Source organism: Acinetobacter sp. YH12097, assembly GCF_013419225.1.
GTDB lineage: Bacteria > Pseudomonadota > Gammaproteobacteria > Pseudomonadales > Moraxellaceae > Acinetobacter > Acinetobacter amyesii.
The window spans coordinates 1-15,203 of record NZ_VPAN01000036.1 but is presented as its reverse complement, the minus strand read 5'-3'; the positions used below and the strand labels follow the sequence as shown (position 1 = coordinate 15,203).

The window sequence follows — 15,203 nt, the reverse complement described above, 5'->3', positions numbered from 1 at the left end:
TGGATAAACGGCAAGGTACTACTTATATAGATTGTGTCTATTCTAGCAATTTACAAGTTTAATTTCGGAGTCTTTAGTCGAAAGTCGAAATAAATCCGTAAAGATTCACATGACTTAGCTTTACCGTAAGCTCGTAAATGTATAACTAAATATTAGTCCATATATTCCGGAAATAATTTCCTATTTTTGCGTCAAGATGCCATTACTGGAAAATATTTTTCTATAAAATTAGCTTTTTTGAAAAATATAATCTTTATTGATCTCATCGACGGTGGCTGTTCCCATCAATGCCATCGTAATCTCAAATTCTTCTTTCAGTATTTTGAGTACATGGGCAACACCTAAAGCGCCCGCTGTAGCTAAACCATAAATGCAGGGACGGCCGACTAATACGGCAGATGCACCCAAGGCTATCGCTTTAAACACATCTGAACCACGACGAATACCACCATCATATAAAACTGGGAAATCCAGAGGCACAACTTTTTTAATCAGTTCTAAGGCGGTGAGAGGGGAAATGCAACCGTCCAGTACGCGCCCACCATGATTCGACACAATAATGCCTTGTACACCGTGTTGCAGGGCAAGTTCAGCATCATGTGGACTAACAATGCCCTTTAAAATAATTGGTAATGAGGTTTTTTGACTCAGCCAAAGGATATCCGCCCATGTCGGTGCGATTTTCATCAGACCTTGAAATAATGGATGTTCACTTTGATTGGTTTTAGGTTGTGAAACAAAATGATGAGGCTGCGGTTCATGCTTAGGAAGTTCAAAAAACGCATGTCTCTCTCTATCGCGAATTCCTGAATGTGGAGAATCAACGGTCACCACAATCGCTTTAAAACCATGTGCTTCTGCCATCTTGACCAGTGATAATGACTTTTCGCGCTCACCTTGCCAATACAATTGGAACCATTTGAATGGATTGTCCTGCTTTAACTCACGCATATCTGTATTGGTAAACGTACTGAGGATCATATTGCTGCCAAGGACTTCGGCGGCGAGGGCTGTTGCAGCTTCAGCATCAGGATGAAATTGTTGTTGATGTCCGATCGGAGCAACAAAAATAGGGTGCGGAAAGCGCTGTCCTAATATCTCAATTTGGGTATGACCTTGGGTCAGATCTCTGAGCATACGTGGTAGAAGTTGTATCTGTTCAAACTGAGACAAATTGCCACGTACACTGTGTTCATCCATAGAACCACCTTGTAGGTATTGCCACACCATGTGTGACAGGTGCAGTTCAGCCTGTTTTTCGTAATCGGCAATGGTTTGTAAATGAGCAGGAATCTGAGTCAGTGGTTGCAATGGAGAATGTTGACTCATAGAACTGCCCATTGACGTAAAAGATTATGGTAGTGATTCGTCAGTTGTAATATTTCTTTGCTATCGCCTAAATTTTGTCGTAATTGCATAATGGTCTGATCTAAATTAAAAAGCATGCTTCTCTGCCAATCATCTTTGACCATACTTTGTACCCAAGTGCATGCTGCAATACGGGAACCTGAAGTCACAGGTTCAACACGATGTAGACTAGTCGCGGGATAAACAATTGCATCTCCAGCATCTAACTTTACTTCGTGTTCACCATAAGTATCCTCAATGATCAGTTCACCACCTTCATATTCATCGGGTTCTGATAAAAAAATGGTCATTGAGACATCTGTACGCACAGTTATATTTTTTTCATGATAGTAATGGATTGCATTATCGACATGATTACCGTAGTGACCGGTATCTTGGTAGCAATTGAAAAGCGGAGGCAAGATTTCTTTAGGTAATGCAAAAGATTGAATGAGCAGACTTTCTTTAATTTGCGGTAATACTTGCTGACTTAACTGCTGATAGAGCTGACTGTTTGAATTGATTTGTAAATTTTTTTTGATGTTTTGAGCTTGTGCTCCGGCCGAACTTTTTCCTGAAACCCACTGATTATCTTGGTTCATCGCTTGTCTGATGCTTTGAACGTGTTGCTTTGAAAGGACATGAGGGACATGAAGAAGCATAATTTAACCTTAATCTAATTTTAATCAAATCTACATAAGATAAGCATAAATAAAAAAGCCTTAATACAAGATTAAGGCTTTTTTTAGAATATTTAATTTAGAACTTAAAATTAAATGTTAAGCGATAGTTACGTTCAGCACCTGCGATGTAACGTAATCCACCACGGTTGATGCTGTTAATGTAGTCTTCATCAAATAAATTGTTGATGTTGAATTGAATCCCTACATTTGGTGTTGCTTGGTAACTAACCATTGAGTCAAATACCCAGTAGTCAGGGATGACAGCAGGACCGACCTGATTGCCATCTTTGTTTTTAGTCATTTCACCATTGTAACGCGCGCCGCTACCAATGCTCCATTTATCCATATTGTAGGTCGTCCACAATGTGAATGCATCAGAAGGCGTAAATGGCATATTACTTGAACCATCTGCTGAAACTTGCTGGTTACTCGCAGCTTGGGTTACATTTTTAATGTCTGTTTTTTGATGTGTATAACCAGCAATAACTTGCCAATTGTCATTTAAGTTACCAATCACGCCAAGTTCAACACCTTTAACTGATTTTTCACCAGTTTGGTAGTATTCTTCACCATCTTTTTCCAACTCATTTGTGAGTTCAGTTTGGAAAAGTGCACCTGTTAAGAGTAAACGGTTGTCAAAAAATTCCCATTTAGCACCAACTTCAATGGTTTCAATTTCTTGAGGATCAAGATCTAAGTTGTTATTGCTGCTCGCTGAACCAGATGGGGCAAATGCATTGGCATTACCAATACCGTCACCACCTGTAATAGTACCCGGTGCTTGTTGTTGGATGGCGTAGTTAGCATACAAGCTACCGTTTTCAGTTGGTTTATATAGTGCCCCAACTTTCCAGTTGAATAGGTTGCCGTCATCTTTAAAGCTTTGTGCAACATAATTTGCCTGTTGACCTGAAGCAGCCGTATTCACAAATGTATCGGCATCAAGTTTATAACGATCTAGACGAACGCCACCATTCACAGAAAATTGTGGTGAAATTTCAATAGTATCGAAGGCAAAAATAGAGTAGGTATCCATTTGAGCTTCAGAATCACCATTACCATTGGTATTTCTGACTAAAGCGGTATGTACAGTGCCTTGTGGGTTATACAATGAACTTGTACCGGTAACCGTAGCAGTCCAACCACGTGTTTTCATTTCTTCACGTGTAAATTCAACCCCTGTACTGACATCATGTTTTAAGCGACCTGTATTGAAACTTGTAACCAAGCTAGTTTGGTTAGTTATAATTTCATTTTCAGTATCACTATTATTTGCACTGCCTGAAACGCGCATCGCAGTAGGATCATTCAGGTCAGTTGACGTTGTAGTGAAGGCATTACCTGAGAATGTCGTTAAATATTGATGCTCTGTTTTGCCCCAACGAGAAGTATTTTTGATTTTCGTATTTTCTGATAAATCATACTCTAAACGAGCAGTTGCCATGTCCGCAGTGACATCATCAAAATCTTCAGGTGCACCATAATAATTTGAAGTATCAACTTTATGGCTATTTAGATATGGCGCAAGACTTTTAATACTTGCATTCGTACTTTTATTTGCATCAAACCCTGGTAAACCTACAGTTGGGATACCACCATCCAAGACATTGTCTTGTTCAATATGTAGATAGTCTAAGAAAAAGCGAAGATCTGTGCCTAAACCAAAGCCTGCTGAAAGTGCAGCAGCCCATTTTTCATTTTCAACACCGTCACGACCAATACCGTCTGAGTTTTCACCCATAGCATTAAAACGGATGGCCGTTGTATCGTTTATTGCTTTATTGATATCAGCAGTCGCTCGGTAATATTCATCTGAGCCGAAACCAAGAGTTGCATTGTTAGCGTCTTGAAGTTTTGCTTCTTTTGTTGATAAATTAATTGAACCTGAGGCAGCTGTACGACCATTATCTGTACCAGCAGGGCCTTTAAATACTTCAATTTGTTCGTAATTAAACATGTCTCGAGTAACGTTACCCAAGTCACGTACTCCATCGATGAAGATACTATTTGCTGTATCAAATCCACGCATGGTAACAGCATCACCAGTATTCATTCGTCCGTTTTCACCTAGGGAGAATGTGCCGACACCAGGAACGTTTCGAAGTGCTTCTGTTAGGGTCGTTGCATTTTGTTCTTTTAATACTTTCTCAGGGATAATGGCCATAGTCTGAGTCGTATTTAGTTGAGATTGCGTAAACTTATCTGATGACGCTTTTTCTACTTTATAGTTCTCTTTGTTTACAGTTTGATTAATCGTCTCAAGTTGGACTGCTTTTTCTTCAGCCATTACATTGCCTGCAATGATTGAAAGTGATGAAGCTATCGCTGAAGAAACAATTTTCTTACGTGTTTTAATGAAGGCCATTTCGAACCCGATTTGGAATAGTGAATTTGTATGCGAATAATAATGATTCTTATTTGTTCTTACATGTTTGTGTAATTGTAAATCACGATAAATAATCATATTGTGATAGTCGTATTTAATGTAATGATATAACAAGTCTTAATTAAGACTATGTTTTTATTTAATATTGATAAAATATATTGTTTTTTTATGTTTAATTGAGATTATAAATATAGACATGATTGTGAATTAAATAAGCATAAATCGTAATTGTTAATGCAAAAAAACCTGCCGAAGCAGGTTTTTTAGTTTTGTCTTTTATAAGTACTAAAAGTTAGAAATCATAAGAAATGGATAACCAGTAGTTACGACCAGCTAAGTAAGTTCCAGCCATTGAAGAACCTATAGTCATGTAGTCATAGTACGATGCCTCTACATTTTGGCTATTGATATAAGTTCCATTGCTTGTGAAGTCTTTATCTAATAAGTTATTTACAGAACCATTAATACGAATATTGTCGTTAAGGTTATAACTTGTACCGAGGTTAAATAAATTATACCCCTTCAACTTATTACCTGTTGCAGCATAAATGATGCCAGCATCACCAGCAGTTTGGACTGTACTATAACGTTTACGATCAGATTTATACTCATGCTGTAACCAAACATCGAGTGAAGGATTAATATGCCAAGTAGATGTCATATTAAAAGCATTTTTGGGTACGTTATTTAGGTACGAGCCTTTATTTTCACCTTTTGTGATCTCACTTTCCATATAGGTATATGCAGCTTTAATATCCCATTCAGGGATAATGCTGTATTTCAAGCTAACTTCAACGCCCTTAGTTTCTGCTTCATTGGCATTAATACTTTGTGAAAAACTATCTTGAGTAATATGGGAACCATAGCTGACACAACCTGCTTGGTTTGGATTTGTTTCAGAGTAACAGTTCCAAAGGTCAGCTCCATCAGTTATCAGATCTTCAATTTTATTAAAGAATGCCGTTGTGGTTAAGTCAAAGCTACCTTTGTTATAATTAAAGCCTAATTCATAGTTGGTGGATTCTTCAGGTTTAAGATTAGGAGAGCCGACACCAAAAGTTGCACCTTGACCACTAACACTAATCACGCCATTGTGTAATGCTTTTGCAGAAGGTGCTTTGTAACCCGTACTTACACCACCTTTCAGTGTTAGATTTTCATTAGTATTCCAAACTAAATATGCTCGTGGGCTGAAGTGACCACCAAAACCTGAATGATCTTCATAACGTCCACCTAAAGTTAAAGCAACTGAATCTAAAAGGCGCCATTCATCTTCAGCGTAGAAAGATAATGAGTCTTTTTTGAATTTTGAACCCACGCCCGCAATATCGTCAGCAATTTCTGCTTCTTTATATTCGGCACCTACTGTGATTTTATGATCTGCAATAGGCATGACGATATGTGTATCAGCAACAAAGTCAGTGTTTTCTAATGTACGATCTGTACCTGCAAATGCATTTAATGGGAATGTGTTTCGTGGAATAGTACGGCCTACGGTTTCAGTAGTTGTATGGCTTACGTAAGATGACCATTTACCAAAATTATAGTTACCCTCATGTCCAGCAGAAATTTGATCACGGTTAAATTCTAGTTCGTCTTTATAACCATTAGCACGGCTCGGTGTGTCTTGAGTGCCCAGTCGATTATCATCATTTTTATAGTTTTGACTTGAATGGAAGCCATCTAACCAGAAACTATTTTTATCATCTAAGTTAAAGGATAATTTACCACCAAAATCAAAATTATCTGCTTCACTTGGGCGTGGGTCACGGCCAGATGTACCTGGAATACGTTCAGATTTTTGACGGTCTAAATAAGAACCGCGTAGCTGCATCCCTAATCGTTCGCTTATAAGAGGGCCATTTAAAACAAAACTGGTTTTTGCTGAGTCAGCTTCCCCATTATGTTCCATGAGGTTACCACTCACAGTAACATTACCAGTCCATGTATCAGACACTTTTTTAGTAATAATGTTGATTACACCACCCATTGCTTCTGAGCCATAGCGAGTAGCCATAGGACCACGAATGACCTCAATACGCTCAATTGCAGCAAGGGGTGGTAAGTAACCATTTGATGATTCACCGAAACCATTTGGAGTTACGTCAGAAGATGTTGTTTGGCGACGTCCATCAATTAAAACCAAACTATAGTCATTACCTAGACCACGCATTTTTACGTTTAAGCCGGATGTTTTACCAATACCGTCACGAATATCAATGCCCGGAATGTCAGCTAGTAAATCTGCAATGCTAGAAGCATTTTTCTTTTCTATGTCTGCTTTTGTAACAACACTGATTGAAGCAGGAGCATTCTTGATCTTTTGTTCAAAGCCCGCTGCAGAAACAACAATCGTTTCCATCTGTTGAGCTTGAGATTCAGTCGTTTCAGCATGTGCGAAACTCGTAGTAGTTACAATTGTCCCAAATAAAGCAGCGGAAAGAGGGTTGAGATTAAATTTACTCATAAAAGAATACCAAATATGGACAAGATAAATATATGAAAATAAATTAAAAAAATATCATTAAGAATAATAGTGAGAAAGTTTCTCATTTTCAATGGTGAATTAAAAAATAATCAATATTTCTTCGAAAAAAGCTGAAAAATTCTAAAAATAAGAAGGGCATCCATGCCTGAATTTATAGTGTTATAATCCATTTTTGTATATCTTTAATTGTTGTCATATAATGTGGCACTTTTTTTTAAAACTGTTTTAACTAACAAATTATCGAGGAAGCCATGCAAGTAACTTCTGAAGCGGTTTCGGGCGTTGCCCGTCGTTTAAATGTATCTGTACCGACGAGCCGTATTAACGAGCAGTTTGAAGCTCGCTTGAAACGCACTGCCAAAACTGTGAAGATCAACGGCTTCCGTCCAGGTAAAGTACCTGTAAACGTTGTTCGTCGTGAATACGGTGCTGGTATCTATCAAGAAGTTGTAAACGACATCATTCGTGACACAGTATTCGAAGCGATCCAACAAGAAAAAATCAATGCTGTTGGTATGCCAAACATTGAAAAAACTGAAATGAAAGATGATGCTTTAGTTTATGAAGCAACTGTAGAAGTTTATCCAGAAGTTGAAGTTAAGTTCGAAGGCCTAGAAGTTGAACGTAAAGCAACTTCAGTTGACGACAAAGACGTTGAGAAGATGATTGAAAATCTTCAAAAACAACGTGCTTCATGGGCTGAAACTAAAGGCATGGCTAAAAAAGACATGCAAGTAACTTTCGACTTTGAAGGTACTGTTGATGGCGAGAAGTTTGAAGGCGGCGCTGCTGAAGACTTTAAACTCGTACTTGGTTCTGGTCGTATGATCCCTGGCTTCGAAGACGGCATCGTTGGTATGAAGAAAGGCGAAGAGAAAGTTATCGATGTAACTTTCCCTGAAGACTACCAAGCTGAAAACCTTGCTGGTAAAGCTGCTCAGTTCAAAATCACTGTTAAGCTTGTTGAAAAACAAAAACTTCCAGAAGTTGATGCTGAATTCTTAAAAATCTTCGGTCTAACTGAAGAAGAAGGCGTTGAAAAACTGAAAGCTGACGTGCGTAAAAACATGGAACGTGAAGTGAAAAACGGTCTTCGTAACCAAGTGAAAGGTGCAACTTTTGATGCACTTGTAGCTGCAAACGAAGTAGAACTTCCAGAAGCAATGGTTGCTCAAGAAATTGACCGTCAACGTCAACAAATGATCCAACAATTCACTCAACAGTTTGGTGCTCAAGGCGCTAAAGCGTTTGATTCAAGCATGCTTCCAGATGACCTATTCAAAGAGCAAGCTGAAAAATCAGTTAAACTTGGCGTATTGGTAAGCAAAGTACTGGCTGAAGCTAAACTTGAAGTTGATGCTGCACGTGTTGATGCTTACATCGAAGACATGGCTTCTTCTTACGAAGATCCTAAAGAAGTGATTGAATACTTCAACAACGATAAACAGCAACGTGCTCAAATCGAAGCTGTTATTCTTGAAGACCAAGTTGTAGATCACATCTTAGCTTCTGCTAAAGTAACGGATACATCTGTGAGCTATGAAGACTTATTGAAAGAGCAACAAGCTCGTCAACAAGGCTAATTTCTAGCTTTCAAAAAAAGGCGCGTTAAGCGCCTTTTTTTATCGAAATTTGCCCCAAAATAAGTTGTCCTGATTTCACAATGCTTATGAAAAAAATATCTGTTATTTAATTGGGAATCTTTTGCAATTTCGACAAATATCCCTCATATTGTGAATTATGGGTTGAGTCAGAAAAATTTAGGAATAAATAACGTATGTATGTTCCAACAATTGAAAACGCACTAGTGCCAATGGTGGTAGAACAGTCATCTCGTGGCGAGCGTTCTTTTGATATTTACTCACGCCTTTTGCGTGAACGTGTGATTTTTTTAACCGGTGAAGTTGAAGACAACATGGCAAATTTGATCGTTGCCCAAATGTTGTTCTTAGAAGCAGAAAACCCAGATAAAGATATTCATTTATATATCAACTCACCAGGCGGTTCGGTTACTGCAGGTATGGCGATTTACGATACCATGCAATTCATTAAACCTGATGTTGTGACTTATTGTATGGGTCAAGCAGCATCGATGGGTGCATTCCTGCTCAATGCTGGCGCTAAAGGCAAACGTTACTGTCTTGAAAATGCCCGTGTCATGATTCACCAACCCCTTGGTGGTTTCCGTGGTCAGGCATCTGACATTGAAATTCATGCACGTGAAATTCTATTCATTAAAGAACGTTTAAACCGTTTGATGGCAGAGCATAGTGGTCAAGACTACGATACTGTTGCTCGAGATACTGACCGTGACAACTTTATGACAGCACAAGCTGCAAAAGAATACGGTCTTGTGGACGAAGTTTTATCTAAACGTCCATAAGTTTTAAAGAATTAATTATTGGAGTGAATATGTCCGAACATCCTCAAGGACAAAAGCATTGTTCATTTTGCGGTAAAACGCAGTCTGAAGTCGGGAAACTGATTGCAGGTGAGGACGCGTACATCTGTAATGAGTGTGTGGACGTATGTCTTGACCTAGTTCAGACCAGTCAGCAAGTTGAATCAAATGACTGGGCAACTCGTCCTTTACCAAAACCGCATGAAATCCGTGCTGCGCTTGACCAATATGTGATTGGGCAAGATGTTGCGAAAAAGACCCTCTCTGTTGCGGTATACAACCACTATAAACGCCTAAAAGTTGGCACCAGTGGTAAAAAACCAGAAGACGGTGTAGAGATTTCGAAAAGTAACATCATGTTGGTTGGACCAACAGGTTCAGGTAAAACACTGCTTGCTCAGACACTTGCGCGTCTTTTAGATGTGCCATTTGCGATGGCAGATGCAACGACTTTAACTGAAGCCGGTTATGTGGGTGAAGACGTTGAGAACATTGTTCAAAAACTCCTTCAAAAAGCCGATTACGATGTAGAAAAAGCGCAAAAAGGCATTATCTATATCGATGAAATCGACAAAATTACCCGTAAGTCTGAAAACCCATCTATTACTCGTGATGTATCGGGTGAAGGTGTTCAGCAAGCATTATTGAAAATGATCGAAGGTACGGTTGCGTCGATTCCGCCTCAAGGTGGTCGTAAGCATCCGCAGCAAGAATTTATCCAAATTGATACTTCAAACATCCTGTTTATCTGTGGTGGCGCATTCTCAGGTCTAGAGAAAATCGTACAGCAGCGTCAGGAAAAAGGTGGTATTGGCTTTACGGCTGAAGTACGTAAGAAAGATGAAACTAAAAAATTATCTGACTTATTCCGCCAAGTTGAAGCGACAGATTTGGTTAAATTCGGTCTGATTCCTGAATTTATTGGTCGTTTACCTGTGATTGCTACCTTGGAAGAACTGGACGAAGAAGCATTGATGCAGATTCTGACAGAACCAAAAAATGCATTGACCCGTCAGTACCAATATTTATTTGAAATGGAAAATGTTGACCTCGTATTTGAAGACTCTGCATTACGTGCCGTGGCTAAAAAAGCCCTTGACCGTAATACGGGCGCACGTGGTCTACGTTCGATTTTAGAAAATTCATTGCTTGAAACGATGTATGACCTACCAAGTCGTTCAGATGTGGGTACGGTTATTGTCAATGAAGCAGTGATTAATGGTGAAGCGAAACCTGAATTTAAATCAGAACGTCAACCAAAGAAAACTGAAGAAGCTGCACCGAAGTCAGATTTAAAAGTTGTAAACTCTAAATCTGCTTAAGCGCTATTCGTCTGAAACGTGTGTAAATCCAAGATTTGCACACGTTTTTTATTTCCAAAAATAAAGGCAGAATGTTAATCTCAGCAGGATGGCGTGGATGCCTGAATGTAAAAAACTGAAAACAAAAGTGTAAAAATAAAAAAAGACGCAGTGAGGGATAATCATGCGTGGAGTTGCAATTCTACTTTTAAGCAGTGTAGCGCTGCTGGGTTGTCATGGAAAATCAGCCGTTGAGCAAACGTCATTGGCTTCAACATTAAAGCCTGTGGATCCTGAAAGTACACCGGGTCATATTGAGCAATATCGATTGGGTATGTTTACCATTGGTGGTTGGGTCAATCAGAAACAAGGCCGACATTTTCAAGAAGTAAAAGCTCAGCATGACCAAGCAGCGATTGTGTATTTATATCGTCCAGACAGTAAGTGGAACCGCCAAGAAATTGTGGCTAGTAGCTTATTTCTGAACAGTGAGCGTATTCCAAGTTTATTGAATAATCATTATTACTGGGTGGAGTTACCGGCGGGGAATTACCGCTTATCATCGAGTCGCCCTTTGGGGGTGAATCATTTTCAAAAGCCTAAATATTTAGACTTTGATGTTGAAGCAGGTCAAACTTACTTCATTAAATATGATGAAGAGAATTTATCCAGTAAAAGAACGGTTTCAGGGCCATTGCTGCTCATGCCTGAAAAAATTGGTCGAAATGAAATCGCATTTACAGAGTTGAAATCCAACAGTTTTAACTTTGTGGCAAAAGATCAAAACACTGGAAAAGTGCGGAAAAGTGCGCAGAAGTTGAAGGCACCTCATTATGATCCTGCGGAAGATGTGCAGTTGACCAAGCCTTTTAAACTGTGGAATCCATTAACTTGGTAATGTAATTAGCTCGTGTTTTTGAGTGTGTGAAAATATTAAATAGCGAATGTCATTCGACAAACAGCCTAAATATTGACATTAAAAAAAGCACCCGATGGGGTGCTTTTTTAGATCTTGAATGTGGCGAAATTAGTTCGCAGCAGCATCAACTACTGGGATTTTACCAATTTTTGCTTGCCAGATTTTTGGTGCAGTTGCGTGAACAGAAGTACCATTTACGTCAACAGCTACAGATACAGGCATGTCTTTTACAACAAATTTGTAGATCGCTTCCATACCTAAGTCAGCAAATGCTACAACTTCAGCTTCACGAATCGCTTTCGATACTAAGTACGCAGCACCACCGACAGCCATGAGGTAAGTTGCTTTGTTGTCTTTGATTGCTTCAACAGCAGCAGGACCACGATCCGCTTTACCAATCATACCGAACATACCAGTTGCTTCAAGCACTTGACGTGTGAACTTATCCATACGTGTTGCAGTTGTTGGGCCAGCAGGACCAACGACTTCGTCACCGACTGGATCAACAGGGCCAACGTAGTAAATAAATTTACCTTTTAGGTCAACTGGAAGTTCTTCACCTTTGTTTAACATGTCAACCATACGTTTGTGCGCAGCGTCACGACCCGTATAGATTGTACCGTTAAGAAGTAGTGTGTCACCTGGTTGCCAAGAGTTCATTTCTTCTTGAGTGATGTTATCTAAGTCAACACGTTTAGACGTTGATGAATCCCAAGTTACTGCAGGATAGTCTTCAAGGCTAGGCGCTTGAATATGCGCTACACCTGAACCGTCTAATTGGAAATGTGCATGACGAGTTGCAGCGCAGTTAGGAATCATACCCACTGGTTTACCTGCAGCGTGACATGGGTAGTCTTTGATTTTGATATCAAGAACAGTCGTTAAACCGCCAAGACCTTGAGCACCAATACCTAAAGCATTTACTTTTTCGAAGATTTCGATACGAAGTTCTTCGATTTGGTTTTGTGGGCCACGACGAAGTAATTCGTCCATGTTGATTTCTTCCATCAATGCTTCTTTTGCAAGCATCATGGCTTTTTCAGCAGTACCACCAATACCGATACCGAGCATACCAGGAGGACACCAACCTGCACCCATTGTTGGAACAGTTTTAAGTACCCAATCTACGATAGAGTCAGAAGGGTTAAGCATTGCAAGTTTAGATTTGTTTTCTGAACCGCCACCCTTAGCAGCAACAGTAATATCAACTTTATTACCCGGAACGAGTTTGTAGTGAATTACAGCAGGGGTGTTGTCTTTGGTATTTTTACGACCAAAAGCAGGATCAGCTAATACTGATGCACGAAGAATGTTTGAGTTTTCAAGATAACCTTGACGTACACCTTCGTTAATTGCATCGTCTAGGCTCATGGTTAAATCAAATTTAACGTCTAAGCCCACTTCAAGAAATACGTTCACAATACCCGTATCTTGACAGATAGGACGATGGCCTTCTGCACACATACGAGAGTTAATTAAAATTTGTGCAATCGCGTCTTTTGCGGCTTTGTTTTCTTCACGGTCATACGCACGGCTCATCGCTTGGATGAAGTCCTGTGGGTGATAGTAAGAAATGAACTGAAGCGCATCTTTTACCGATGTGATCAAGTCATCTTGCTTGATAATAGTTGTCATACAAATATCTCTTGAGCGGGCTGATAGCTAGCGGGCTAAATTATAAGACAAAAATACAGTTGTGTGGGTATTTCGCTTAATCTTTGGCCGAAAGTTTAATAGGCTTAAACAGCGCCATGTTTCGCTGTCATAAATGGCCTGAAAATGACGTTTTCACTGTCATATTTCATGAAATATTTGTCACATAACTAGAGGAGAAGATTTGTTTTTGTTTCTAAGATTATGAAATTAAATAATATTTATTATTTTTGGATATTTCATATTTGTCATATAACTGTCATAAAACTTTTACATAATGACGTCATCAAAGTTAGAGTGTGAAATATATGGTTACTCCAGTGTTGTCAGTTATTGGTTTTTCTCTGTTTATCGCAGCAACTTGGTTCTACGGTCAACAAGAAGATCAAGCCTAAAGCTTTATCTTCTTTTTTTGCTTTAAATTTTATAAAAATAATATTCTTCTTCAAATCTTCAAATCTTCAAATCTTCAAATCTTCAAATCTTCAAATCTTCAAATCTTCAAATCTTCAAATCTTCAAATCTTTAGTTTCAATGATCAATTTTGTGTAAAAGTGCTTTAAAATTGAGTCTAAACGCGACAACATTTGATTATTTAACATATTGCCAAACATCAGGATCTTCATAATTTTCATCGATACGGTAGCCTTGTACTATAACTTCTTTTTCATCAATTTCTCTTGATTTTTTATTTCTTATCAGCTCATTTGCAAATGCTTGTTCTAACTCTTTTGAGGTCATTTTGTAAGTATCAATATTATTCTCTGAATCATCCATTGAATTTCTTTCATCATAACGAATCGTATTGAAAGCATAACGAACCATATATTGTTCTTTACCATCTTCAGTTTTTTGAGTTTGTTTTATACTCAGATCCAAAAGGATACCATTGGCATATAATCGGTAGCCAATAGAGTTCCCTCCAACTGTATTGATTATTTTTTTCCATTCTTCATAATTAAAGATATAAGTCGGGTCAATGACATCACCTGATTTCATTAGATATCGAATATTATCTTCCTTTGCTATTCGTGCAGAAAAACGATAGAAATAATTTTTCCATTCGGCCTGATTTATACGTTTCATTAAGTCAACATAAGCTTGGTGGGCTTGTTCAGGACGTACAAATTCTTCTTTGTTTAGCCCTGCATTAACATCAAGCCCTTGTATTCCATCCTCATTATTAAACGATGTTCCTAGAACTGAAAATACATGATCTATCACTAAGCTATTCTCACCATTTTCAACTTTAATCTGACCTAAGTTGGGCGGTGTAAAATCTAACTCTCTAAAACCTGCTCCAGATGGATGACTATCGGGATGCCCAAGATTATGTTGAGAAAAATCTTTAAATCCTTGTTGGCCTAAATGTAAACTAAAACGCTGTTGATTCATGACATTATTCTCTGTATTTTTTGCACTAGGTTGACAAGCTGAAAGGAGATAACCCACCATAAAAATAACAATGAAGTAATTAAATTTTTCCATCATTACTATCCTTTCCAACTGTAAAATTAGCTTTGCTATCGCCCCATTTCGCAATAATTTTTAGTTCTTCTTCTAAAAAGTATCTTCCTTTATCATTGAGCATTAAACGATGATATTTTTCTGCTGCTTTATTAATCCATTCCATACGGCTATCATAATTGGCGACTTTAGTGTTTGCTAATGGTTCGCTGTATACTGTTTCTGGTACCTTATCGAGTACACCTGCGTGTCGCCCCTGATATTCTCTTTCCATGCTTTTGATATTATAAGAACTCGGCAGAATACTTTTCGATTTTCTAACAGATTTAACACTTTCAACGAAGTAATCGCTCGACAGGACTAAGGTACTATCAGGTAAGCGAGTAAAGCTTTGCACCGTTGCTTGAGCTTGTACCTTCCAGTCTTTCCATACTAGGGTGTGTTGACATTTACAGCCGATAAATTGAGCTAAAGAGGCAACCATATAAATATACAAGCTAAAGCAACAGCGCTTTGATAGTTACGTTTTAGCTTATCGTATCTTGTGGCAATTCCTCT

At 38.6% G+C, this 15,203-nt stretch carries 10 protein-coding genes and 2 pseudogenes; 4 read left to right on the top strand and 8 right to left on the bottom strand.

From position 1 onward, the window contains the following. Nucleotides 1-228: 228 nt before the first annotated feature. The 4 genes from FTU37_RS13215 to FTU37_RS13200 all read right to left on the bottom strand — a co-directional run bounded on the left by FTU37_RS13215 (nucleotide 229) and on the right by FTU37_RS13200 (nucleotide 6,883). Entirely contained in the window at nucleotides 229-1,329 is a 1,101-nt protein-coding gene (locus FTU37_RS13215) for an alpha-hydroxy acid oxidase (protein ID WP_168377870.1), read from the bottom strand. After that, the gene (locus FTU37_RS13210; RefSeq protein WP_168377869.1) at nucleotides 1,326-2,009 is read right to left on the bottom strand and encodes a Fe2+-dependent dioxygenase; all 684 of its coding nucleotides are present in this window, start codon (nucleotides 2,007-2,009) and stop codon (nucleotides 1,326-1,328) included. Before FTU37_RS13210 ends, FTU37_RS13215 begins: the two co-directional genes overlap by 4 nt. Nucleotides 2,010-2,106: 97 nt before the next feature. Continuing rightward, entirely contained in the window at nucleotides 2,107-4,395 is a 2,289-nt protein-coding gene (locus FTU37_RS13205) for a catecholate siderophore receptor Fiu (RefSeq protein ID WP_168377868.1), read from the bottom strand. A 313-nt stretch (nucleotides 4,396-4,708) separates the two neighbouring features. Next, nucleotides 4,709-6,883, bottom strand: a complete 2,175-nt coding sequence (locus FTU37_RS13200) for a TonB-dependent receptor domain-containing protein (RefSeq protein WP_168377867.1) — start codon at nucleotides 6,881-6,883, stop codon at nucleotides 4,709-4,711. 272 nt (nucleotides 6,884-7,155) lie between these two features. Here FTU37_RS13200 and tig point away from each other — a divergent pair, with 272 nt between their 5' ends. From tig to FTU37_RS13180, 4 genes are all read left to right on the top strand, one after another. Then, nucleotides 7,156-8,487: a trigger factor gene (gene tig, locus FTU37_RS13195; protein WP_168377866.1), complete on the top strand. Its 1,332-nt coding sequence runs from the start codon at nucleotides 7,156-7,158 to the stop codon at nucleotides 8,485-8,487. A 194-nt stretch (nucleotides 8,488-8,681) separates the two neighbouring features. Beyond that, entirely contained in the window at nucleotides 8,682-9,287 is a 606-nt protein-coding gene (gene clpP / locus FTU37_RS13190; protein ID WP_078189662.1) for an ATP-dependent Clp endopeptidase proteolytic subunit ClpP, read from the top strand. Between the two features lie 29 nt (nucleotides 9,288-9,316). Beyond that, complete coding sequence (clpX, locus tag FTU37_RS13185; RefSeq protein WP_180124482.1) at nucleotides 9,317-10,627, top strand: ATP-dependent protease ATP-binding subunit ClpX; 1,311 nt, start codon at nucleotides 9,317-9,319, stop codon at nucleotides 10,625-10,627. Nucleotides 10,628-10,790: 163 nt separating this feature from the next. Next, nucleotides 10,791-11,504, top strand: coding sequence for a DUF2846 domain-containing protein (locus FTU37_RS13180; RefSeq protein ID WP_180055647.1), 714 nt, complete (start codon nucleotides 10,791-10,793; stop codon nucleotides 11,502-11,504). A gap of 129 nt (nucleotides 11,505-11,633) precedes the next feature. Here the strand turns inward: FTU37_RS13180 and FTU37_RS13175 are convergent, their stop codons facing one another. From FTU37_RS13175 to FTU37_RS13160, 4 genes and pseudogenes are all read right to left on the bottom strand, one after another. After that, nucleotides 11,634-13,160, bottom strand: a complete 1,527-nt coding sequence (locus tag FTU37_RS13175) for a fumarate hydratase (protein ID WP_078189659.1) — start codon at nucleotides 13,158-13,160, stop codon at nucleotides 11,634-11,636. Between the two features lie 609 nt (nucleotides 13,161-13,769). After that, nucleotides 13,770-14,669 carry a hypothetical protein gene (locus tag FTU37_RS13170; protein WP_171525837.1) on the bottom strand — a complete coding sequence of 300 codons (900 nt, stop codon included), beginning with the start codon at nucleotides 14,667-14,669 and terminating at the stop codon, nucleotides 13,770-13,772. Continuing rightward, nucleotides 14,653-15,081: pseudogene (locus tag FTU37_RS13165) on the bottom strand (DUF2515 family protein); the annotation flags it as partial. The gene FTU37_RS13170 and the pseudogene FTU37_RS13165, both read right to left, overlap by 17 nt. A 32-nt stretch (nucleotides 15,082-15,113) precedes the next feature. Next, nucleotides 15,114-15,203 (bottom strand): annotated as a pseudogene (locus tag FTU37_RS13160) (IS5/IS1182 family transposase); the annotation flags it as partial.

Excerpts from the sequence above, each read along its gene's own strand:
- FTU37_RS13210 (WP_168377869.1), bottom strand. The coding sequence starts at position 2,009 with ATGCTTCTTCATGTCCCTCATGTCCTTTCAAAGCAACACGTTCAAAGC.
- clpX (WP_180124482.1), top strand. The coding sequence starts at position 9,317 with ATGTCCGAACATCCTCAAGGACAAAAGCATTGTTCATTTTGCGGTAAA.
- FTU37_RS13180 (WP_180055647.1), top strand. The coding sequence starts at position 10,791 with ATGCGTGGAGTTGCAATTCTACTTTTAAGCAGTGTAGCGCTGCTGGGT.
- FTU37_RS13175 (WP_078189659.1), bottom strand. The coding sequence starts at position 13,160 with ATGACAACTATTATCAAGCAAGATGACTTGATCACATCGGTAAAAGAT.
- FTU37_RS13205 (WP_168377868.1), bottom strand. The coding sequence starts at position 4,395 with ATGGCCTTCATTAAAACACGTAAGAAAATTGTTTCTTCAGCGATAGCT.
- clpP (WP_078189662.1), top strand. The coding sequence starts at position 8,682 with ATGTATGTTCCAACAATTGAAAACGCACTAGTGCCAATGGTGGTAGAA.
- FTU37_RS13215 (WP_168377870.1), bottom strand. The coding sequence starts at position 1,329 with ATGAGTCAACATTCTCCATTGCAACCACTGACTCAGATTCCTGCTCAT.
- FTU37_RS13170 (WP_171525837.1), bottom strand. The coding sequence starts at position 14,669 with ATGATGGAAAAATTTAATTACTTCATTGTTATTTTTATGGTGGGTTAT.
- FTU37_RS13200 (WP_168377867.1), bottom strand. The coding sequence starts at position 6,883 with ATGAGTAAATTTAATCTCAACCCTCTTTCCGCTGCTTTATTTGGGACA.
- tig (WP_168377866.1), top strand. The coding sequence starts at position 7,156 with ATGCAAGTAACTTCTGAAGCGGTTTCGGGCGTTGCCCGTCGTTTAAAT.